This is a genomic window from Gordonia desulfuricans NBRC 100010 (assembly GCF_001485495.1).
Taxonomy (GTDB): Bacteria; Actinomycetota; Actinomycetes; order Mycobacteriales; family Mycobacteriaceae; genus Gordonia; species Gordonia desulfuricans.
In genome coordinates, this window is the sequence record NZ_BCNF01000039.1 from 39,054 (window position 1) to 58,902 (window position 19,849).

20 protein-coding genes and 7 tRNA genes are annotated in these 19,849 nt (G+C 66.0%); 14 read left to right on the forward strand and 13 right to left on the reverse strand.

All coding sequences use genetic code 11. From position 1 onward, the window contains the following. Positions 1–77: 77 nt before the first annotated feature. Genes GD1_RS06635 through GD1_RS06645 form a run of 3 tightly spaced genes read left to right on the forward strand, consistent with a single transcriptional unit; the run spans position 78 to position 1,706 of the window. Positions 78–347 (forward strand): hypothetical protein, encoded by a 270-nt coding sequence (locus GD1_RS06635; RefSeq protein WP_059036437.1) that lies wholly within the window; start codon positions 78–80, stop codon positions 345–347. 7 nt (positions 348–354) lie between these two features. Next, positions 355–1,032 carry a type IV secretory system conjugative DNA transfer family protein gene (locus GD1_RS24965; RefSeq protein WP_059036438.1) on the forward strand — a complete coding sequence of 226 codons (678 nt, stop codon included), beginning with the start codon at positions 355–357 and terminating at the stop codon, positions 1,030–1,032. Further along, positions 960–1,706, forward strand: coding sequence for a TraM recognition domain-containing protein (locus GD1_RS06645; RefSeq protein WP_162128814.1), 747 nt, complete (start codon positions 960–962; stop codon positions 1,704–1,706). Before GD1_RS24965 ends, GD1_RS06645 begins: the two co-directional genes overlap by 73 nt. A 65-nt stretch (positions 1,707–1,771) precedes the next feature. Here GD1_RS06645 and GD1_RS06650 read toward each other — a convergent pair whose 3' ends face one another. The 12 genes from GD1_RS06650 to GD1_RS06710 all read right to left on the reverse strand — a co-directional run bounded on the left by GD1_RS06650 (position 1,772) and on the right by GD1_RS06710 (position 12,243). Next, a complete protein-coding gene (locus GD1_RS06650) occupies positions 1,772–2,203 on the reverse strand; it encodes a hypothetical protein (protein WP_059036440.1) in 432 nt (143 codons plus the stop codon). Between the two features lie 10 nt (positions 2,204–2,213). Continuing rightward, positions 2,214–2,468 carry a hypothetical protein gene (locus GD1_RS06655; protein WP_059036441.1) on the reverse strand — a complete coding sequence of 85 codons (255 nt, stop codon included), beginning with the start codon at positions 2,466–2,468 and terminating at the stop codon, positions 2,214–2,216. Positions 2,469–2,479: 11 nt separating this feature from the next. After that, the gene (locus GD1_RS24970; protein ID WP_162128812.1) at positions 2,480–2,956 is read right to left on the reverse strand and encodes a hypothetical protein; all 477 of its coding nucleotides are present in this window, start codon (positions 2,954–2,956) and stop codon (positions 2,480–2,482) included. After that, positions 2,937–4,670, reverse strand: coding sequence for a hypothetical protein (locus tag GD1_RS06665; RefSeq protein WP_059036443.1), 1,734 nt, complete (start codon positions 4,668–4,670; stop codon positions 2,937–2,939). Before GD1_RS06665 ends, GD1_RS24970 begins: the two co-directional genes overlap by 20 nt. Further along, positions 4,670–4,966: a hypothetical protein gene (locus GD1_RS06670; protein WP_157079391.1), complete on the reverse strand. Its 297-nt coding sequence runs from the start codon at positions 4,964–4,966 to the stop codon at positions 4,670–4,672. The genes GD1_RS06665 and GD1_RS06670 overlap by 1 nt, the downstream gene beginning before the upstream one ends. Positions 4,967–6,250: 1,284 nt before the next feature. Then, on the reverse strand, positions 6,251–6,934 hold the full coding sequence (locus GD1_RS06680) for a hypothetical protein (protein WP_157079392.1): 684 nt from the start codon (positions 6,932–6,934) through the stop codon (positions 6,251–6,253). Between the two features lie 5 nt (positions 6,935–6,939). Next, entirely contained in the window at positions 6,940–8,859 is a 1,920-nt protein-coding gene (locus GD1_RS06685; protein ID WP_059036447.1) for a DNA polymerase, read from the reverse strand. Continuing rightward, a complete protein-coding gene (locus GD1_RS06690) occupies positions 8,856–10,109 on the reverse strand; it encodes a VapE domain-containing protein (RefSeq protein ID WP_059036448.1) in 1,254 nt (417 codons plus the stop codon). The genes GD1_RS06685 and GD1_RS06690 overlap by 4 nt, the downstream gene beginning before the upstream one ends. 4 nt (positions 10,110–10,113) lie before the next feature. Then, on the reverse strand, positions 10,114–10,581 hold the full coding sequence (locus GD1_RS06695) for a hypothetical protein (RefSeq protein WP_059036449.1): 468 nt from the start codon (positions 10,579–10,581) through the stop codon (positions 10,114–10,116). Between the two features lie 118 nt (positions 10,582–10,699). Then, complete coding sequence (locus GD1_RS06700) at positions 10,700–10,879, reverse strand: helix-turn-helix domain-containing protein (RefSeq protein ID WP_157079393.1); 180 nt, start codon at positions 10,877–10,879, stop codon at positions 10,700–10,702. A gap of 769 nt (positions 10,880–11,648) precedes the next feature. Then, complete coding sequence (locus tag GD1_RS06705; RefSeq protein WP_059036451.1) at positions 11,649–11,858, reverse strand: helix-turn-helix domain-containing protein; 210 nt, start codon at positions 11,856–11,858, stop codon at positions 11,649–11,651. Between the two features lie 313 nt (positions 11,859–12,171). Next, positions 12,172–12,243 (reverse strand) — tRNA-Val (locus tag GD1_RS06710). 267 nt (positions 12,244–12,510) lie between these two features. Between GD1_RS06710 and GD1_RS06715 the strand changes: the two genes are divergently transcribed. From GD1_RS06715 to GD1_RS06750, 8 genes are all read left to right on the forward strand, one after another. Beyond that, a tRNA-Gly gene (locus GD1_RS06715) sits at positions 12,511–12,583 on the forward strand. Positions 12,584–12,605: 22 nt separating this feature from the next. Next, positions 12,606–12,676, forward strand: a tRNA-Cys gene (locus tag GD1_RS06720). Positions 12,677–12,697: 21 nt separating this feature from the next. Next, a tRNA-Val gene (locus tag GD1_RS06725) sits at positions 12,698–12,769 on the forward strand. A gap of 219 nt (positions 12,770–12,988) precedes the next feature. Beyond that, positions 12,989–13,061: transfer RNA gene (locus GD1_RS06730), tRNA-Gly, on the forward strand. Positions 13,062–13,094: 33 nt separating this feature from the next. Continuing rightward, positions 13,095–13,166 (forward strand) — tRNA-Val (locus GD1_RS06735). 136 nt (positions 13,167–13,302) lie between these two features. Beyond that, entirely contained in the window at positions 13,303–13,776 is a 474-nt protein-coding gene (locus GD1_RS06740) for a DUF1622 domain-containing protein (RefSeq protein WP_053776538.1), read from the forward strand. A gap of 92 nt (positions 13,777–13,868) precedes the next feature. Beyond that, a tRNA-Gly gene (locus tag GD1_RS06745) sits at positions 13,869–13,944 on the forward strand. A 248-nt stretch (positions 13,945–14,192) separates the two neighbouring features. Next, the gene (locus GD1_RS06750) at positions 14,193–14,789 is read left to right on the forward strand and encodes a GNAT family N-acetyltransferase (RefSeq protein ID WP_059036452.1); all 597 of its coding nucleotides are present in this window, start codon (positions 14,193–14,195) and stop codon (positions 14,787–14,789) included. A 186-nt stretch (positions 14,790–14,975) separates the two neighbouring features. On the opposite strand, the gene zapE is transcribed toward GD1_RS06750, so the two are convergent. Next, a complete protein-coding gene (zapE, locus tag GD1_RS06755; RefSeq protein ID WP_059036453.1) occupies positions 14,976–15,989 on the reverse strand; it encodes a cell division protein ZapE in 1,014 nt (337 codons plus the stop codon). Positions 15,990–16,025: 36 nt separating this feature from the next. Here zapE and GD1_RS06760 point away from each other — a divergent pair, with 36 nt between their 5' ends. Genes GD1_RS06760 through GD1_RS06770 form a run of 3 tightly spaced genes read left to right on the forward strand, consistent with a single transcriptional unit; the run spans position 16,026 to position 19,776 of the window. Next, on the forward strand, positions 16,026–16,778 hold the full coding sequence (locus GD1_RS06760) for a pyrimidine reductase family protein (protein ID WP_059036471.1): 753 nt from the start codon (positions 16,026–16,028) through the stop codon (positions 16,776–16,778). A 44-nt stretch (positions 16,779–16,822) separates the two neighbouring features. After that, entirely contained in the window at positions 16,823–18,442 is a 1,620-nt protein-coding gene (locus tag GD1_RS06765; protein WP_083533928.1) for an alpha/beta hydrolase, read from the forward strand. 47 nt (positions 18,443–18,489) lie between these two features. Continuing rightward, positions 18,490–19,776, forward strand: coding sequence for a glycosyltransferase family 87 protein (locus tag GD1_RS06770; protein ID WP_020790487.1), 1,287 nt, complete (start codon positions 18,490–18,492; stop codon positions 19,774–19,776). Positions 19,777–19,849: the final 73 nt, after the last annotated feature.

Genomic DNA, 19,849 nt, shown 5'->3' on the forward strand with positions numbered 1-19,849 from the left:
AAGTAATTCCATCTCTACTTCCACGGTACATCTACATATGCATTTGCACAACTAGTTGCTACGATGAGAGGACCCACATGTCAGACACCGACGACCGCCCAACCCTGAGGTTCAACGTGACGATCAGCCCTCTTGACCACAAAAAGCTCAAGCAGGCCGCGCTCGACGTGGGTACGCCCGCAGCGGTATTGGCGCGCACGCTGATCCAGCACGGCCTCGACCACATCGACGACGATGCGCAGCTCCGCGCCTCCGTGGAGGAGGCGGCGGCGGCTGAACGCGTCCGGCGCCGGGAGGCAGCACGGGCCGGTGGTCGAAAAGGCGGCGGCTCCAACAAGAAGGAGTAGTAGAGGAATGAGCCTTTATCGCAAGGAATCCGGCGGATACAAGCCGAAGGCCACACCTTACGGCGGCATGATCGACGGCCAAATCGCCTGCACGGCACCACATTTGCTCTGTGTGGGCCCTACGGGCCGGGGTAAGAGCCGCCGTGTTCTGGGCCCGGCCCTGCTGATGTGGGAGGGGCCGGCGGTCGGAATTTCGTCGAAGCCGGATTTGATCGAGCTAGCGATCGAGAAGCGCATCGAGCTGGGCGGACAGGGCAAGACCTTTGTTCTGGACCTTTCCGGCAAGGTGCCAGCTTCCGCGATGCCGTCCGGCGTCGAAATGGTCGTCGCCGACCCCGTCGCGCTCATCGTCGACGACGACAGCGCCATCGACATGACCGAGATCTTGCTGCGGACGTCAGGGTCGAGCGCCGGCGGGTCGGACGCGAAAAAGGACCCGTTCTTCGAGGATTCCTCGGTGGCACCGCTGGCGGGCCTGCTGCGCGCCGCCGGTGCCGACGGCATCCGATGGGTGCGACGAGCGGTAGGCCGCATCGAGCCGCCCGAGGCCGACGACACGACCACGCCGTGCTGGTTGAATGCCGTGGGGCGTCTGGAAAAATGGGCAGCGAGATGTTCGCCGAAGAGCTGGCCAATACCGCGGCCTTTTCCGATCGCCTGCGCGACAGCATCCAGGCGACCATGAAGCAGGCCGTCGCTCCCTGGTGGCGCGGCTCCGTCGTCGGGCCCCCCGAGGCGAAGCCGTTCATTCCCACGATGCTGGAAGATCCACGAGCGACGCTTTTCATGGTCGCTCCGGCCGATGGCATCGCCGCAGCCGCCGCGGTGGGCGTCGTGGACGCGATCAGCGCGCATTGGCGCGATGGTCAGACGTTGCCGATTCCGTTGCAACACTTGTTGATCGTGTGTGACGAGCTGTGCAATACACTGCCATGGAAGAAGCTCCCCGTGGTCATCACTGAGAGCCGTTCAATGGGTATTTCCGTCCTTGCGGCCGTGCAAGACACAACCCAATTCGCTCGGCGCTACAACAAGGAGATCATGGAGGAGCTGCGCAGGGTTTTCCCTGCGATCTTGGTTCTTTCCGGCTCACAAGAGAAGGATCTGCTCGAAGATGCCGCGTGGGCCGCTGGGCGGGCCGAGCGCCACAAGATCGGCACTGATCACGCCGGGAGGCAGTCCCAATCGTCGGAAATGGCTCAGGTCTACGAGGGGTCAGACCTGCTACCCAAGAAGATGTCCGAAGGTCGCCTGCTGCGCGGTTCCCGGCCCGGCGCCGACCCCGAGGACGCGATCGAACCGGCCGGACTGAAAGTCGACCTCTACGACCTCAGCGCATTCGACATCGGTGCGGCATAGCCCATCGCCCAGCGCAAAGAACCCCGGTAGCCGTAATGGCCACCGGGGTTCTTGTTTTCGCCGCCTCACCGGCTGCGCACGTCGGCCCGATCGCGCTGGCGCTGAGCGGCCAGAGCTTTCTGGCGGTCAATCGCGGCGTCACGCATCGGGGTGGACGACCGCTGCGCGGTCTGCCCCCGAGTCGCGGCCGGTGATGTCCGCACCGCATTGCCCTGGCCCTGCTGCGCTGACCGGGCTGCAGACTGCTCCTTGCCCTGGCCACCCTTGTGCTCGGCAGACTGCGCCTTCTGCTCGGCGGTGGCCTTGGCCTCCGCTGCCCGCTTCTCCCGCTGTTCACGGGCCACCCGACGAACCTGGAGGCGCTTACGGGCTTCAGCGACCTCAGGGCCACGCTGGCCCCCGGCCCGCCGGATGGCCTCACGGTCTCCCGAGGCGATAGCCTGTTCCAGTCGCCGCACGCGCCGCTGGTCGAGGTCGTGATCTGTCTTTTCGCTCATTCCAATCTCCTTATCTCAGAGTCATTTCCAGCTCTGCGGCTGATCTCCGCAGGCGCATCGCCTTCTTTTCTAGGTCGTCCGCGCCGGTTTCACGAAGCATTTGCTCGTACGTGCCCATTGACGACCACGTCCGAACCCGGTCGACCACCGCCTGACGCTCCAGGTCCAACGCCCGATCCCGAAGCTCATCAACCCGCGCCGTCACCTCGCGGCGACGCCGGGCCACCAGGCTGTCGAACGGCGAGCCCAGCATCGGATTCACCATTTCTCCTCCTCTCATTTCATGTGCTGGTGGTAGGCCTTGTAGCTCTCCACCAAGGCTTTTCCGCCGCGGTACACCGCGTATGAGAGGCCACCGACCACGGCCAGCGTGCCCAGCGCGATCAGGCTCCTCGTGCCCCACGAGTCCGCGGCCTCGAAGCTGCCCCATGCCCACCGGGACAGTGGCCCGACCCCGACGATCTCGGCCACCGGGACGATGAACACCGCCAGAACCGTCAGCATGACCACGTACGGCACCATCAGGACACCCATCCGATACGCATAGGCCCAGTTCACAGCCACTCGTGCGGTTTCCTGCGCCTTCTCCAGCACCGCGACCGCATCCCGCAGATCGGCCGTGACCGCCCGCGTCGGCTCGACTGGCCGCCCAGCGACCTTCGGAACGGTGGGGGACGCGGACATCGCGGACACCGCCTTGCGGTGCGAGGCCTCGATGCGGGGCAGCAGGTACTCAGCCACGCTCGCGGTCACCTCCGTCACCAGTGCGCTTCGACTCGCGCTCGACAGCGCGGTCGCGGAGGGGGGTTGCGGAATCGGCTTGTCCACGACCTCGGTCACCTTGCCCACCAGCTCCTCGACCGAGCTGGCCACGCTGACCACCCTCGCGTCCAGCTCGGTCAGCCGGTTCATCGAGCCGTCGTCCTTCGGTATCGCCGACGCTGTGATCAATGTGTTGACTGCCGCGGTCGTCGAGTTTTGCGCGGCGCTCAGCTGCTCGACGGAGATTCGCAGCGCTGAGAGCTGCGACTGCAGCTCCGTCAATTCGCTCGACGTCGGCGGGTCGTTGGCCTTCATCGCGGCCAGCCGTGCTTCCCGATCCTCGGTCGTCATGGTCATCGGCACGGTCCTTCCCTCTGCTCTTGATCCGGCGGTCCAGTCGATCGCCGGTGTAGTCATCACCCAGGTGGCCGGCCTCAAAAACGATCCGACCATCGCTGGTGTCGAGCGCAATTAGCGGTTCGTCGGAGCGGCCATCGACCTCAATGCCGTGGTCCGGCGCGGCAGCGACGAGGTGATCTCGATCGGTGATCCAGCCATCGATCAAAGCGAGATCGATGCGCGCCCGGGCCCGCTGTTCGACCGTCCCTCCCGACTTCTGCACGCGCTCGGCGTACTCGTCGACCTCGCGCTCCCACGGGGGCCGGCCATCCGGCGTCAGGTAAACCGGCCGGGGCCGGTCATCCGGCGCCACTGGCGCAGGCACCGGCGTCCGCTCGGGTGCCTCCAGCGTCTCGCCCCGAGCGATGCGCTCTGCGTTGAGCGCGGCCTGCTCCTTGACCGAAGCCATCGTGAAGTCGCCCCCGAGGCCGTCGCGACCCTTGCGCGACCGTGGCGAGGCAGCGTGCTCGACGCCGTCCTCGCCGATCCATGCGTAGGAGACACCGCTCTTACCGGTGACCCGGGTCCACACGGCGTCGGCTTCGAGCCGAGCCGTGTAGTCGTCCCACGAGGTGGCCAGCGCCCGCGCCTCACGCAGCCGCACCCGCACATCGTCGTGGCTCGAATAGCCGTGGTCTCGCCGGTCGGCCATGTCCCGCGTCGTGGCCCGGTCACCACGGCCCGCGCTCGCCTTACGGCACGCCTCGACGTACGCGGCGTTGTCGTAGCCGAAATGCTCACGAATCAGCTCGTCCGTACCACCGGGTCCGTGGCGTATGGCATTGATGTCCTTCATGGCGCCATCGATAGCCCGACCGGCCTTGTACCGGCGCTCGGTGCCGTCGTCCAGCTCCAGCACCGCTTCGAGGCTGGAAACATTGGCGACGATGCAGTGGGTATGCCATTTGCCAGGCTGCCAAACCCGCTCGCCGTCGACCTCTATCCACTTGCCGTTGTCGCGCTGGGTGATCAGCTTCGCCATGTGGCCCGGGAACTTCTTTTTGATCAGCGCCGTCGACATGACGTGCTGGCGGTGCCCGGCCCGTTCGTCCCGAGGGTCGGCCTCCTCATGCGTCTGCGAGAGGATTACGTGATACGCCTCGTGCTTGAGCCCCGACTTACCCTGCCGACGAGCGTTCTCGCGCACCCGGTCGACGAACGTCTCCGGGGTGCAATCACCGATAGTGCTCACGAACTCCGCCCGCTCGGTCGGCTCAGGCGAGTCGACGTCCTTCGCCGAGATGTTCCCCACGTAATGGTCCAGGGCCGGCAGGCTCCCGGCCGGGCTGATCATCGTTGTCGCCATCACGCCACCGCCACATGCACAGCGATCAGCCGATCGAGCGCGGCACGGATCGCGGCCAGCTCGGCCAGGACGCCCGCGTGAATGCGGTTGGTCTCACGCATTTCCTGCGCGAGGTTCACCGGCACTTCCCGATACGTGTGCAAATACTTGGCAATCTGATTTTGATTGCGACCGACACCGCGCTCGTCGTGCTCGATCGACGCGAGCCGGTCGGCGATCTCAGACAGCTCGGCGGCCAACGCGGCCCGCAGCGATGGGTCGACATCCTTGACCGTGCGCCCCAGGAACGCGTCCACGGCCAGCTCCACGACCACCGAGAGGGGCCGCTGCCCGGCACGCTTCTCCAGGAGTGCCCGCGTACCCGGCCGGGGCCGAAAAGCGATGGGCGATTCCTTCGTGATCGGCCGTGGCCGACGCCTGGGCACGGCTGTGACGACGGCTGTCGCCGTCGTCCCTGCGCCGTCGCCCCGTGCCATGATCGCCTCCCGTCATCTAGTGCTGCATTTGCATCACTTGTTGCTCTCCACGGTAGCGCTGCGCCGGTCCCGTGGCAAGGGTGGTGGTGCGGTGCCTGGTCCAGTGCGGGAAGACGGCAAGCCTCCCCGCCGTAAACACGAGACCTTCGGCCTCGTGTTTCCGCCCCTCGCTGCGCTCGGGGTCCGCGGGCTTGCCAGGGAGGGGCTGCGCCCCTCCCTGGACCCTCCCCAAAGCGTGAAAAGCGCTGCTGCGCAATCGGCTAGCCCCGGGCATGCCCACCGCCTACGGCGGTGACCCTGCCTCTCGGCTGCACCTCCGCCTGCGGCGTCGGCTGGCCTCGTGGGGCCAGCGCGGCGGTGTACCGGGAAGACGATCGCGATGGGCCGACACGGACACGTCGGGCCCCCGTGCGGGGTGCGGTGGCCGATCGTCGAGGTGCTTCGGCGCGGGTCTATGGGATAGCCCGCGCTCGACTCGGCGGTGGCCAGTGCGGTCCGCGGGCAAGGTGGACCAAGGAGGGCTGTTGCTGGTCCGTCCGGGCCGGGTGCCGATCGATGGATCGAGACAACGTCTGTAAGAAGTCGTGGATGAAAACCATTACTCTGCAAGGAAACGCACGGTCCTAGCGACGCAACGGAGCGGCGATAAGGCCCCCAGTTTGCGCCGATACGAGCCGAGCAGCGACGCCCGCTGACGGCTAAAATGCCTTCTGTGGCAGTCCGCCTCACACCCTGGAGGCTAAGAGGCCTTGTTTCAACGGCCATAAGGCCTTCAGAAGGCCTTCTCGTTGCGTCCAAGTCCATCCGTTCCCGAGCCACAAGACGTCTAGGCCCCCACGCGGAGGCGATACGAAGCAGACTGCGCTGCAACAAAAGCCGCGACTGGCGTCATATATCGCACAGGGACGCAAGCAGAAGGCTATGACGCCTACCGAACGGCCACGCATCGCCTCTGGATGGCCCTTACCTTGCGCCCCGCGAGCAGTCTGGGCCTTCCACTGAGGGCTTTAGCGCCTCTGGGTAGGGCGCGAAATCGTCTGTCGGACAGACGAGAACACCCCGTGCCGGTGGCACAGGGTGTTCAGGCTGCGGTCTACAACGCCCTCACGCAGCGAAAGTGCCGTCCACGTCCATCCGCAGCCGTGCCCCGTCCGCGTGCCCGATGACGTAGGCCGACGTTGCCCCTGCCGGAGGCACCGCGACACCGCGTGCGAACACGTCTCGGTGCCCATTCACGTACAGAGGGTTGTCGACGATCTCAGCCTCGGGATCACCGCCCAGCGCGGGTGCGATACCCTCGCGCAGCACACGCTCCGCGCTCACGTGCTCATCGACAGTGAGCGGGCGACGACGGTTGTATGAGGCCCGCAACATCTCGTAATCATCCCGCGCCACCAATCCGCGTTCGAAAAGAACGCGCAGCCGGCGGCGTGACAGGTGCGTTTTGAGGTCGAGCGGGACACCACTGGCGACCCACAACCGGAGCCGCTCAAGCTCGGCCAAGTCACGCGCTGTCTCCACCATCACGTCCACCGCGAAGTGTGCGATGCAGTCTGAGCCGATGGGGTACAGCATCGATCCGGCTTCACGGTTGGTGATCGTGTACAACCATCCGAGGCCGGTCTGCCCACACACGCACACGCCGGTGCAATCGTCGTCGTAATCGGTGTCGACCACGTCCCATTGTCGACGAGCCACCTCCCAAGGCAGCCCGTCGGACTCCCGTCGCACGGCTGCTATCAGGGCAGCCCGCGCAGGTTCGTCCACATCGTCAAACACCGTATTCATAGCTCTCAGTCCTTCCTATAGCGATTGCAGCGGTATCCCTCGGCAGCGAGCGGCAGCCCAGCTGCCCACCGGGGTAGTTGGCACATGATCTTGGAGATGCGGTCGACGTCGTGGTGGCCAGCGATGATCACCTCGTCGTGGACGTGGCCAACGACCGTGTAACCCGCATCGTCGAGCCGCAGGAGGGCCTCGACCAGGAGGTCGCGAGCGACCGCCTGGCACAAATTGTTGGTAAGTGTGCCGCCCCACAACTTCCCGACCCCGCCATGCGACTTGGTGTAGATGTAGTCACCCTTGGCCGTCTCCCGGACCCGGGCGTAGCGCAGTGTGCGACCACTTGGTAGCACCAACTCCCGGGAACGAGCGTCCCCGCGCACCATCGCCACCCCGCGCAGCCGCCGGACCCGGCAGCTCAGCCCTCGTTCGAGATCCCGCCACAGCCGGGTTACGGGACGACGAGCCTGTTTCCAGGCTTTAGCCAGGGCCTTGATCTCGGAATCGTCGCCGACCGCGCCTTGTGCCCGCAACGTGGCCGGCCCGCCGCCGTACCCGGCCGCCAGAGTCAGCACCTTGCCCTGCCCGCGCACCATCTTGTAACCGACCGGATCAACGGACTTGTCCGGTACATCGAGCCCGATCTTGCGGGCCGCGTCCACGTAAACGTCCTCACCCGCCTCGAAGAGGCCAACGATGTCGTCCTCACCGGTCAACCAGGCCAACACCCGGGCCTCGATGGCGCTGAAATCGACGACGGTGAACGGGCCGACAAGCGCCGGCCGGAGACCGCCGCGCATGTCCCGCAGCGATAGTTCGACGCCTTCCGGATCGGCGATGATCCGGCGGACGAAGTCCTCGACCTCGGCGTCGGTCTCGCCGACCGAATCACGGGACATGTTGTGCAGCTGGGCGCCCCGTGACGACCATCGACCGGTGTGCGCGGTGGCGAAAACATACGCGCCCCGAATCCTGCCGTCCCAGCACGTCCAGTCCAGCATCTTCTGCCACCGGCCGACGACCCCGCCCGCGGTCTTGATACGGATCACCTCCAGCACGTCGTCGGGGAGATCGGTGCGGTCCTTGTGCGCTTTGAGCCACTCCGACTGCTCCAGCTCCGCGGGCAGATGCTTGGCCAGCGTCTCCCGCTGGAGATTCGGCGGGTTGAACCCTCGCGACTCGAACCAGCTCTTGAGCTGCGGCACCGATCGTGGATTGTCCACACCCGTGATCTCGATCAGCCGGTCGACGTCCCGCTGTTGCGCGCCCCGGGCAGCTGTATCCGCCGCCCGGCAGTACTCCAAGTCCACCTCGATGCCAACGTCGTTGACCCGCTGATCGAGCACCCAGGCCCGGCGCTCCTCGGGGCGTGGCCAGGACAGCAGCGGGTCGATGTGCGCCAGCGCGTCGACGTCGCGGCGGGCGTACTCACGGAACCGCATCCATTCGTCCGGGTGCCCGGCGATGATCTCGTCCAGCGGCACGTCGGCCGAGCCGAACAGCTTGATGAGGTCCCTACCCTCATCCAGCTTGGCCGGCGCACCCAGTGCCTCGGCCAGCGCGGCCAGGCTGCCAGGCATACCCAGCAAGCGAGCCCGCGGCAACGTGTCGTCCCAACCCGCCGGGTCGAGGAACTCACCCGCTGGCATGCCCAGTACCCGCGATGCCACCAGCCGATCGAACTGGCTGTTGTGCGCCACCAGCTTTCGGCCTGTGCGGGCCGCGTAGTCCACCAGAAACTGCGTCATGCGACGAATCGCCTCAGCACCTTCGACGACGTGCGTGGCACCAGCGCCGACCCTGAAGGCCAGCAGCGTGGCCTCGAATCCAGGGTGTTCGACATATCGGTACGGACCGTGGTCCTGGAGATATCGGTCATAGCCCCCGCGGATGCGGGCCTCGTAATCGAGACGGATCTGATCGACGCTCATGGCGCCACCGCCGTCGCGGTAGGTGCTGATGCGGGGATGAACACCTTGGTCACGCGACTCGGCGTACCCACGCGCATCGAGACTTGTTGGTACTCGTGCTGGACCTTGCGCCACGCCCGACCAAAGGCTGGCCCGCGAGCGAGATCCGGATCAATGTCAGCGACTTCCTCCCGCAAGTCGCTCTTCTGGAAGTAGCCGACCGCCCGGACACGCTCGTCCAGCACGAACCGCAACACGTCGAGGTCGTCGTCCGGCCGCGTCACCGAGGCCAGCGCGGCCCGTTGACGCTCCTCGCCTTCGGGCGAGAGCACCGGCACCGCTTCTTCATCAATCTTGCGCAGCGCCTCACTGACCAACTGCTCCCACACTTCGTCAGTGAGAAAGGGCATGAGAGATGCGTCCGACCGATCCATCACCAGCATCAGGAACCGCCGCGTACCTTCCAAAGCCGGGTGCAGCAAGAAGACATCATTGCTAGTCCCCACCAGAACTGCACGGGCTTTGAGCTGGGCTTTTCCACGAATGTACTTCGCATCCTCACCGCGGTTGGTCATGGTCACCCGGTCCTTGAACGTGTTGAACCGCTCGTGCTTGAACAGCTCGCTGCTGGCCTCTTCCAGCACGATCCGCTCGCACGTCGCGGAGGTCTCCATCGGTCGGCGGTCGTCAGCGTCGTACGCGATCTCCCGGCCACGGACCAGGCGCTCCCACAGGGTTGTCTTGCCCGTGCCCTGGGGGCCGACAAGAACACCGGCGTAGTCAAACTTCGCCCCAGGCTCCAGGCCACGCTGGACATAACCGTGCACCATCAGGCGGATCGCCTCATCGGTGAATGCTGGGTCGGCGAATCGGCTCGTCCACGGCGTGAGATCAGCCACCGGAAGATCTTTCGGCACACTGAGCAGCATCGCCGCGTGCGGCGACCGACGCCGAGTCGACTCGATTACGTCGTAGACCATCGACTTCTTCTCGTACCAACCCGCTTTTCCGGTGATGATCTCCAGCTCGCGGATCAGCGCCGTGGTCGCCTCCAGACCGACCAGGTCGCCGAACTGGATATGGCCCAAGTCGGTGTCGTAGAACAGGTCGTCGCGGGGGTAGAGCGCGTCGAGCAGCTTGGCCACAGCCTGGACGGTGGGCTTGATCTCGGCACCGGATACCCGGAGCCCCGCGGCCGTGACCGCGTCCGGGTTGTACACCGCCTCAGCGCGGGCGCGCTTGACCGTGATCTTCGCAGGATTGAAAGCCATTGCGTCACAGCACCTCTCGCGCATACGCCAGCAGATCTGCGGCGTCCTGGCCCCGAGAGTCGAGGAAGGACCAGGGCGCAAAATGACCATTGTGAGCCCGGGCGAACCGGCCGACGCGATACGCGTCGTGATCGCCAGTCAGCGCGGCCACGATGCCCTTGCCCGGGAACACCAGCTCGGCGTACGCGGTGATGATCGACTGATTGAAATCGACTCTCGTCGCTGCCACCAGGGCCGAGAGGGCCACCGCGGGCTGAATCTCGTCAAGCGGGGTAGCCAGAGCGCGTGCCCTGTTGTCCTCCTCCCACGCCGTGAGCTGGCGGCCGGCTCCGAGCTTGGCCTCGATGCGCGCTCGCGCCTCAGCCATGAACGTCAGGACTTGGGTCTCGCGCCGCACGCGAATGGCGACGAGGTAAGCGTCGCTCAGGCTGTCGATCGAGCCCGCAGCGCGTGCGATGTCAGGGGTAGACATGATAAAATCTCCTTGTAGCGCGACACGGTTGCAGCCACGTCGCGTGAGTGAATAACAGAACCTTGAGAGAACACCGGCCCTCGTGGCCGGTGTTCTTGTTTCTACAGCTGGTTCGCCGTCAGACCCCGGTATGCACCGGAATGCGCCATGTATGGCGCTCTGCGACCTGCTCCGCGCCGGGAATCCGCCCGGCCTTGAGCCACCGGTATACCGTCGCAATTCCCAGCCGCCGATATTCGGCGTACTCAGCCGGCGCCATCCATATGACGGCCGGGCCGGTCAACACAGGTGCCGTCATCGTCACCCCTCCTTCCCGTCCTCCGAGCGGCGTTTCCGCTGGGCCTGCACCCATCATGACGAAGGTGATCGCAAATGAAAAGCGCTGATAGACAGGACTATTCGGAGGTGACAATGGAAGTGGAGTAATGGAAAAATTGCTAGCGAAGTGGCAACGCGACTGGTCACAGCTATCGGTGAGTTTTACGCTCAGAAATAGCGCCCATATCAGACCGCGTAGATCAATGTTATGAGGATCACATTCCTGATGGCCGTAGCCGGCAGATGTAGCCAGTTGTAGCTTTTTTCGCGTTTTAGCTACAGCAGAAATGGATAATCCATGACAACTGTGCCGGTTGTAGCTTTTCCACTCAGAATAGCTACAAAAAGCTACATGGATGATCCATGAAACAGCAGGTCATACCCCATGTAGCCGATGTAGCCAGAATTCTCTATACCCTTTTCCTGGAAGGGGGGTCTCTATAGGGAGAAGTTACGGGGAGCTATCTTCTTGGCTACACGGCTACACACACGCCGGACAAGCCCCCGTCAGGGGTCTACGCGGAGGCGTGCGGTAGTGGCGGGTACGAGCGCTTGGAAAAGCTCCTATCGGGCACGGCCTGCAGCAGTCCCACTCGCCGGCCACGGGTCTCGAATCACGGCCCAACTTCTCGGCCGCAAGAAGGAAGGATGCTGGCCGGGCAACAGCCTTTCGCTCACCCCCTCCCCAATAGGCTAGAGCCCCGTTCCGGCAGATTGCCGGAACGGGGCTCTGTGCAAGCCGACGGTCGTCAGTGGCCGCCCCTTCCGTAGATGTACTCGCGCAGTGAGCGAGCGGGGATTTGAACGACGACACCACGACGTCGCGGTCGGACGGTGTGGAGGTCGCCAGCCGCGATGAGGCGGTCAACGGTGTCCTCGCTGATGGCCAGACGCTCGGCAACCTCGGCTTTGCGGAAGACCCGCAGATCGTCGGTGACGGAGTGGTCGGAAGATGGCATGGCAGATCCTCGGAGTTCGAGCTTCTCCGAAGACCTTCGGACACGCAGTGCGTTCGGTCTCGTGGACCAGTCCGACGCCGCTCATCCCTCATATGTACGGGCTCATATGCGGCGGGTCATCGTGCGCAGCCGGGCGGCCGCTTGGCGCGGATCTTTAGCGCCCCATACCCTTTATGCCTGATCCCAAGATACCGAGATTCTGCAGGTACCAGCAACTTTCCCGATTTCCGAGTACCGCACAAGTACCGCGACCGCCAAAACGGATGCTCCCGTAAACGAAAGAAACCCCCTGTGACCAGAGGGTTGCTCGTTGTGGTCCCGGCTGGGATCGAACCAGCGACCTTCCCGGTGTGAACGGGACGCTCTTCCACTGAGCCACGGGACCGTGTCGCAGGAGCGCTCGGCTCCCTTGCACGAGCCAGAACATTACACACACTGACCGCCAGAACCAAAATCGCCTGCACACGCCTGGTTCACCGCCCGCTCATGCATCACCGACGAGGTTTCATCCTCCGCCCACCAGCCGGCCACCACCTGGCCATCAGCGTCCGGCAGGCCTGTGACCAGCCGATTTGGCATCCCGCGACACAGTCACGTAATGTTCTGTCCCGCACCGCGAGCACAACGATCCACAAGATCGCTCGTGGAGCGTGCGGATGTAGCGCAGCTGGTAGCGCATCACCTTGCCAAGGTGAGGGTCGCGGGTTCGAATCCCGTCATCCGCTCGAAGCGAGTGAACTCGCGTCGGGTGGTGTGGCCGAGTGGTGAGGCAACGGCCTGCAAAGCCGTGTACACGGGTTCGATTCCCGTCGCCACCTCTAGACAACTGAATAGAACACGCGCGATTAGCTCAGTGGGAGAGCGCTTCCCTGACACGGAAGAGGTCACAAGTTCAATCCTTGTATCGCGCACCCTGAAAGCAGGGCCCGGCAGATCAGCCGGGCCCTGCTTTTTCGTCTCCCCCGGTCCGGAAATGCCGCCGGCATCTCCCCCGCGGCGATGCCACCCCCCTTTCGGAGGCCCTGAAACAGAGTCCGCGCAGGCGTTTTGGAAATTACACCGTTGTCACGTAATGTTCTGTCCCGCACCACGAACGACAACGATCCACAAGATCGAGTTCGGGCAACAATGCGGATGTAGCGCAGCTGGTAGCGCATCACCTTGCCAAGGTGAGGGTCGCGGGTTCGAATCCCGTCATCCGCTCGGAGTCAGAATTCGACAATCGAAGATGACCACGCGCGATTAGCTCAGTGGGAGAGCGCTTCCCTGACACGGAAGAGGTCACAAGTTCAATCCTTGTATCGCGCACCTGACGATGGGCCCGGCATTCTTGCCGGGCCCATCGTCGTCTGCGGATGTCTCGGCGAATGCTATCGACCGGGGTTTCCATGAGTCGGTGTCCGTCGGCGGGAATCCGGGGACGATGACCCGTAATCTTCTCGATATGGACATCGAGGAAGTGTTCGCCAACGTGGCCGTGGCCTTCGAGGCCATCGGCGCGTTCGCGATGGTGGTGGGCTTCGTGATCGCAGTGGTGCTCAGCGCCCGCTCACTGAACCGTAAAGAAGGTGGCGCCCAGGCCTTCTCGGTACTGCGCTCCACCCTTGCCTCGGCCATCCTGCTGGGCCTGGAGATCCTCGTGGCCGCCGACCTGCTGCGGACCATCACCTCCAAGCCGTCGGTGGAGGACGCACTGATCCTGGGCCTGATCGTGGTGATCCGGACGGTGCTGTCGATGTCCATCCAGATCGAACTCGAGGGAGTCCTGCCGTGGCGGCGGGCCATGCTGACCTCCGGCGGCCAGATGATCGCCGAGGCCGTCTCCCGCGACGTCGCCGCATCCAAGAACACCGCATCGGGCACCGTGGCGGTGTCCAAGAACACAGCACCCGACAACTCGGCATCCACACAGCCCTGACCAGCCGATTTGGCGAAACGACGGTCCACCGAATAATGTTTCTCCTCGCGTCCCGAGCACAGACAAGGTCCACAAGACCGCCCGGGACCGATGCGGATGTAGCGCAGCTGGTAGCGCATCACCTTGCCAAGGTGAGGGTCGCGGGTTCGAATCCCGTCATCCGCTCCACAACTCCCCCGATCCCGGTTCGGTCGATCCCCTCCTCGGTTCCCGAGACGCCCTCCTCTTCACTCGAGGCATGCGGCAAGTCGGAAGTCCCTATCAGGCCCCAAGCTTGCGGGCTAGCGTCAGATGCATGACGAGTTATATGAGCGCCCCCGGCTGTGACAATCCCGACTGCACCTGTGGTCCCGACTGCAAGTGCGGAGAGAATTGCACTTGCGGCAAGAAGTAGTCCACACGAGGAGTTGAGCAGTATGGCGGCATCGGTCGACGAGTTCTCCGCACCGGGCTTCGCCATCGAGGCCGCCACGGATCCGGCGCTCGCGCCGGCCGTCGCCGACGTCGCCGCTGCCACCTTTCCCCTTGCGTGCCCGCCACATTCACGACCCGAGGACATCGCTGCGTTCATCCGCGAGAACCTCGGACCGGCGAACTTCGCCGCCTACATCGCGTCGTCGGAATCCGAGGTGCTCGTCGCCCGGGCCGACGACGGCACCCTCGCCGGGTACGCCCTGGTGCATCATCATGCACCCGCCGACGCCGACGTCGCCGCGGTGATCACCGAACGCCCGTCGTCGGAGATCTCCAAGATGTACGTCCTGCCCGGCCACCACGCCCACATCCGGCCGTCAGAGACGCGTACAGCCCCACCGTCGCACCTGCTGATGCGCGCGGCGATCGACCGCGCGCGGCAACGTGGCAGCGCCGTGGTGTGGCTCGGGGTCAACCAGGAGAACGAACGCGCCCAGCGCTTCTACGCGAAGATGGGCTTCCACCGCGCCGGGGTCAAGACCTTCGACCTCAACGGCAGGGTCGAACACGACTACGTCCTGCGCCAGTCCCTGACCTGATCGAACCTGCACCCGCACCCACGCGACCGCACAGCGGCGAGTCACTCACCGGCGGGCCACACACCGGCCGGGCCCGGGACGACAGACCGACCACACGGCCACAGCGGGCACAGCGGGCACAGAACCACAGCCGGCGCCCCACCAGATGGTGGGGCGCCCGCGTCAGGTGTGGATGCGGTGTGCGGCTCAGACCGCCGACTCGGCAAACCGCGACAGCGCCAGCAGACGCGAGGTGGCACGCAGATACTTCTTGCGGTAGCCGCCGTGCAGCATCTCGTCGGTGAAGACCTCGTCGAGCTTGCTGCCCGACACGGTCACCGGGATGTCGGCATCGTAGAGACGGTCGGCCAGCACCACCAGACGCAGCGCCACCGACTGGTCCTGCGCCGGATGCACACCCTCGATGCAGACCAGCGAGATCCCGTCGACGAGGGCCTTGTACTTGGACGGGTGCAGCTTGGCCAGATGCGTGCACAGCTCGTCGAAGTCGTCCAGGGTGGCACCCGGGGTGGACTCGGCCAGCTCCTCGAGCTCGGTGTCCGAACGCGGTGCGGGGGCCGGCGGCAGATCGCGGTGACGGTAGTCGGGGCCGTCGACGCGGATGGTCTCGAACACCGCCGACAGCTTGCGGATCTCGCGCAGGAAGTCCTGGGCGGCGAAGCGACCCTCACCGAGCTGCCCGGGCAGGGTGTTGGAGGTGGCGACGATCGAGACACCCTTGGCGGTCAGCTCGGTCAGCAGCCGCGACACCAGCATGGTGTCGCCCGGATCGTCGAGCTCGAACTCGTCGATACACAGCACGGTGTGCTGCGACAGCCGCTCGACGGCGTTGACGAAGCCCAGCGCGCCCACCACGTGCGTGACCTCGACGAAGGTCGCGAACGACTTGGGTTCGGGCATCGAGTGGTAGATCGAGGCGAGGAGGTGGGTCTTACCCACACCGAATCCGCCGTCGAGGTAGAGGCCGATCCCCTGCGTGGCCTGCTTGCGGGAGAACAGCCCCTTCTTGCCGCCGCGCGCCTTGCGCGCCCGCACGACGAAGTCACGTGCCTTGGCCACGGCCTGCGCCTGTGACGGCTCGTTGGGGTCGGGGATGTAGCTGTCGAAGCTGACCTCATCGAAGGTGGACGGCGGAACCATCTCCTGGATGAGCTGTTCGGGAGAGACGACCGGGTTCCGGTCGGAAAGACGTGCCACCATGGTGGGCAGCCTAACCAGTGCCTACCCCGGGGAATGATGCTCTACCAGCATAAAGCGATCCACGTCACACCCGACGACGCCGACGAGACGGACCTCTACCGCGTCCTCGCCGACCGTTACCCCCACCCCGAGCGGTACGTCCGCGCCAACATGATCGCCACGATCGACGGCGCGATCTCGGTGTCGGGACGCTCCGGTCAGCTCGGCGGACCCACCGATCGCGCCGTGTTCCGCACCCTGCGCGGGCTCGCCGACGTGGTGCTCGTGGGTGCGGCCACCGCGCTCGCCGAGACCTACCACCAACCGCAGCCGGACCCGCAGTTCAGCGCCCACCGTGGCGCCGGCCGGCCCGCCGCACCGGTGTTGGCGCTGGTCAGCCGGTCGCTGACGATCGACCCCGCCTACCCCCCGCTCGCCCACCCCGACACGCTGGTGCTCACCTGCGCGGCCGCCGACCCACAACGACGGCACGCCCTGACCGCGTCGGGAGCCACCCTCGTCGACTGCGGTGAGGGCACCGTCGACCTCGTGGTGGCCCTGCGTCATCTGGGCGAGCGCGGTCTGACGCGTGTGCTGTGCGAGGGCGGTCCCCGCCTGCTCGGATCGATGATCGCCGCCGATCTGCTCGACGAACTGTGCATCAGCACCTCGCCGATGCTCGCCGCCGGTGACGCACCCCGCATCGCGCTCGGCCCCGACCTGCCGCATCTGCCACGGTTCACGCCCACGCAGATCCTGTCCGACGACGACGGCTACGTCTTCACCCGATGGACACGGGCGGCCCGGTGACCGCACGACCGGCCCACCGCGCCCGGTTGACTACCCTCGCCTTCATGCGGTCGGCACGGAACCCCCTCTCCTCGCGCGTCCCCTCCTCGCGCGGTACGGCACCTGCACGGTCCGTCGTGCCCGCACGGCTCGTCGCCACCGCGGGCCTCGTCGTCACGCTCGGTCTGGCCGGCTGCGCTGTCGGACCCGACCCCGGCCCCGCCCTGGTCCCCGGTGGCGGCAACGGCGGAGGCCCGGCCGCGTCGACCACATCGAGCACCCCCGCCCAGGCACCCACCCTGCAGAAGCCCGGCACCGACCTGGCCTGGGGTGGCTGCGCCGGGGCACCCGCGGCACCGGCCGGGGTCACCCTGCAATGCGCCGAGCTCGACTCACCGGTCAACCCCGACAACCCGCGGTCGACGCTGACGGTGCACTTCACCCGGGCATCGGTCGCCGACACCCCCGCCGACGCCGCGCCGCTGGTCCTCACCGCGGGCACCGACATGCCGTCCTCTCGGGCGCTGCGACTGCTCGCCGACGGCCCGGGCCGCAGCCTGCTGAACAAACACCCGATCGTCGCCGTCGACCGCCGCGGTATCCCCGACAGCACGCCACTGGACTGCCTGACGCGATCAGAACGCGTCACCCTCGCCGACAACGGCCTGACCGCCGGCGCCGACACCGCCAAGCGCATCACCGACCTCGCCGACGCCGCGTCGTCGGCATCCGACGGCTGCACCGAGACCCTCACCCCGGATCAGCTGCAGTTCGGCATCACCGCGGCGGCCTCCGACATCGAGACCCTGCGTCAGCGCTGGAACGTCCCCACCCTCGGGCTGATCGGTCTCGGGGAGGGCTCCGACGTCGCGATCGCCTACACCGCGCTCTACGGCGGGCGCACCGGCCGGCTCGTCCTGGACACACCCACCCCGTTCGGGGCCAACGCCCGCGACGCCGGGGCCGTACGCGCCTCGGGCGTCCAGGCGGCCCTGGTGACCTTCGCCCAGCGCTGCGGCGCCCTCGGCGCCGGCTGCCCGCTCGGCACCGCCGGCGTCGCCACCATGGGTGACGTCCTGACCAAGGGCCGCACCGGCGCACTCGGCGGGCTCTCCGACACCCAGGCGCTCGCCGCGATCACCACCGGACTGGCCCTGGCACCCAACGACACCGCGGGACTGACCTCCGTCGCCTCGGCGATCGCCGCCGCCGACAACGGCGACGTCAAAGCCCTCACCGACCTCGCGAACCAGGCCGAGGAACTGCGCCTGACCGACGGCCAGGTGGTGTCGGTGTGCAACGACGTGACCGGCCCGGTCGGCCAGAACGAGGTCGCCGGCCTGGTGACCGCCTGGACCAAGCAGAACCCGCTCACCGGAACCGACACCGCGCTCTCGCTGGTCCGCTGCAACGGCTGGGCGTCGAGCGAGCCGGTGAACCCGCCGGAGTCGTTCCCGGTGGCACCGCTGGTGCTGCTCAACAGCGGTGACCCGATCAACGGCGGAGAGGGCGTCAAAGGCCTGTCGCCGCTGTTCGCGCGCGCCGGCACCACCCCGGTGACCGTCGACTGGAACGGCCTGGGCTACTCGGTGCTGGCCCGCAGCACCTGCGCCGCCGACGTCGTCGCCCAGTATGTGGCGCACTCCCCGCTGGAAGGTCCCGCCGACCGCGGCTGCCCGGCGTGAACAGGGGTTTGTCGAACGTGGTCGGGGCCACGTAGTACGGTGCGCGGGTGCCCCTTCTCGACAGGTACCTCTACCCGCAGATGAGCGTGCAGCGGATCGTCCCGCTGGTGCTCTGGCCCATCACCATCCTGATGATGTTCCACCGGTCGGTCATCCTCGGCGTCAACGGTGACCGCACCGACGACTTCCGGCCCGTCTACCAGGCCGCGCTGGCATTCCTGAACCGCCAGCCGGTCTACGGCGAGAACCTGAACACCGTCGATCCGCACTACCTGTACCCGCCGTCGGGCACCCTGCTGATGTCCCCGCTGGCGGCGATCGACCCGGAACGGTCCCGCTGGCTGTTCATCGCCGCGAGCGTCGTGGCGCTCGTCGTCTGCGCCTACCTGATCACCCGGCTGTTCGGCTACGCCGCCAACACCTGGGTCCTGCCGACCGTGCTGTTCTTCTTCTTCAGCACCGAGACCGTCGCGCACACCCTGATCTTCACCAACTTCAACTCGTTCGTGCTGCTCGGGATGCTGGCGTTCATGATCCTGATGCGCGGCCGCCACGACTGGTGGGCGGGGATCGCGATCGGACTGACCTTGGCGGTCAAACCGGTCCTCGCCCCGCTCCTGCTGTTGCCGCTGCTGACCCGTCAATGGCGGATCTTCGTCGGCGCCATCGGTGTTCCGCTGCTGTTGAACATCCTGGCGTGGCCGATCTCCGACGACCCGAAGTCGTTCGTCTCCAACACGCTGCCGTACCTGATGGAGGCCCGCGACTACTACAACAGCTCGATCGTCGGCAACGGCATGTACTTCGGTGTCGCCGACTGGCTGATCGTGCTGCTGCGTATCGCGTTCACCCTGATGGCGGTGTTCTCGCTGTGGTTCCTGTACCGCTACTACCGGCACACCGACGAACTGCTGTGGATGACCACCTCGTCGGGGGTGCTGCTGTGCACCACGTTCCTGGTGGGCTCACTCGGCCAGGGCTACTACTCGATGCTGCTGTTCCCGCTGCTGATGACGGTGCTGCTGCCCGGTTCGACGATGCGCAACTGGCCGGCGTGGCTGGGTGTGTACGGCTGCTTCACCTTCGACGCGTTCTACTCCGATCGCTGGGAGCACTTCGGCCGCGCCCTCGAGTACAACAAGGTGACCTGGGGCTGGTCGCTGCTGATGATCGCGGTGTTCTGTTCGCTGCTGTTCCGCTACCTGGACCTGCGCAAGGCCGGGGTGGCCGGCCGCTGGAACGAATGGTCGGCGCCGGCCGCCGCAACCATCCCGGCGACGACGCCGTCCCCGGACGAACTGGACACCCGCAAGGCCGAGACCCCCGCCGTCTGACCGCCGGGCGGTCTGGGCGCCCTGACTTCTGCGAACCCGGACGTCGAACGCCCGGTGAGAGAGCCACGGAATC